Origin of the sequence: Synechococcus sp. H55.2, assembly GCF_047462495.1 — a bacterium.
In the GTDB taxonomy this organism is placed as follows: Bacteria; Cyanobacteriota; Cyanobacteriia; order Thermostichales; family Thermostichaceae; genus Thermostichus.
Window position 1 is genome coordinate 11,506 of record NZ_JANSJH010000081.1, and the last position, 1,415, is coordinate 12,920.

At 61.8% G+C, this 1,415-nt stretch carries 1 protein-coding gene; it reads right to left on the minus strand.

The window, feature by feature from the left end:
* Positions 1-19 precede the first annotated feature (19 nt).
* Positions 20-1,405, minus strand: coding sequence for a TolC family protein (locus NW844_RS09885; RefSeq protein ID WP_414335257.1), 1,386 nt, complete (start codon positions 1,403-1,405; stop codon positions 20-22).
* Between the last annotated feature and the right edge of the window lie 10 nt (positions 1,406-1,415).

Here is a 1,415-nt window from a genome sequence, read left to right on the forward strand (position 1 = left end):
GCAAAGCCAAGGAGATGGGTTAGAGGCTGCCGATGGCCCGCCGCAGTTGTACCAAGGCGCGGTTGTAGGCGATCACAGCATCGGAAAGGTTGCCACGGGCGGTGGTGAGGGCAGCTTCGGCATTGATCACCTCTGTCTGAGTGCCCACCCCCGCTTGCAAGCGCAGCCGGGCCAAGCGCAGGCTTTCTTCTGCCGAGGCAATCGCCACTTTGGCCGAGTCGATCTGCTCGCGGCTGGAGCTGAGGGTCAGGAAGGCTTCTTCCACCCCCCGCTGGATTTCATTGCGGGTGCCAACGAAATTGCTCACGGCCACTTGTCCATCGATCTGGGCTTGGCGGGCTTGGGCAGATGCTGCTCCCCCATCGAACCACGTCAAGCTGAAATTGGCTCCGACCGAATAGCCAACATCAAAACTGTTGCGGCTGGCGTTGAAATCGTTAACGGCATCGAGGGTGGCGAACAAACCGACCTGGGGGCCATTGCGGGCTTGGGCCAGGCGCACACGGCTTTGGGCTTGTTCCAGCTCGCGGCGTTGGCGCTCCAGCTCTTGTCGTTGGGCGAAGGCAGCGATGATGGTCTCTTCTAAGCTGAGATCCCATTCTCCCATCGGCTCGATGCGGTCGCTGGCCAACACATCGGTGGGGCTGGGAAAGTTCAGCAGTTCGGCCAGACGGCGGCGATTCAGTTGTTGGATGTTTTGGGCCGCCAGCAAGGCTTGTCGATTGTTGGCCAATTCCGTCTCTGCTTGGAGAATCTCGAAGCGCGTGCCCAGCCCGGCCCGTTCTCGGGCTTGAGCATCCCGCAGGGTGGCTTCCGAGCTTTCGACAGCAGCCTGTCTGATGGCAACCCTGGCATCGGCGCTTTGCAGATCGTAGTAGGCGTTGGCCACAGCTTGTTTGACCGTCTGCAGGGCTTGCTCCAGTTGCAGTTGGGCGACGCGCAGAGCTTCTTGGGCCAGCTTCAGGTTTTGCTCCCTGAGGCCAGTGTCAAAAGCGGTGTACTCCACCCGCACCACGCTGGCTGAGAAAGTGTGAACTTCGCGGCTTGGCCCGCCGCCGGGTGAAGGAGGTTCGCTGTATTGGTAACTGGCTCGAGTGGAGAGGCTGGGAGCAAAGGCAGCTTGAGCGACGGCCACCCCGGCCTCGGCCCGCTCGACGGCCAGCCTGGCCTGCTGCACAGTTGGGTTTTGGGCCACGGCGAGCTCCAGGGCTTGTTCTAAAGACAAGCCCTCTCTTCGCTCAATGCGCACCTGCAAGGGGGATTGGGGTACTACCAATTCTTCAGCCGTCAAGGCTCCCTGCACCGCCAGGTCAGCGGCAGGGGCGGAGTCGGCAAGGTTGGGGGGAATCGATAGGGTGGGGGGGAGTGGGGGGGGGAGGATTTCGCGGCAGTTGGGCAAAGCCAAAGCTGGCTAT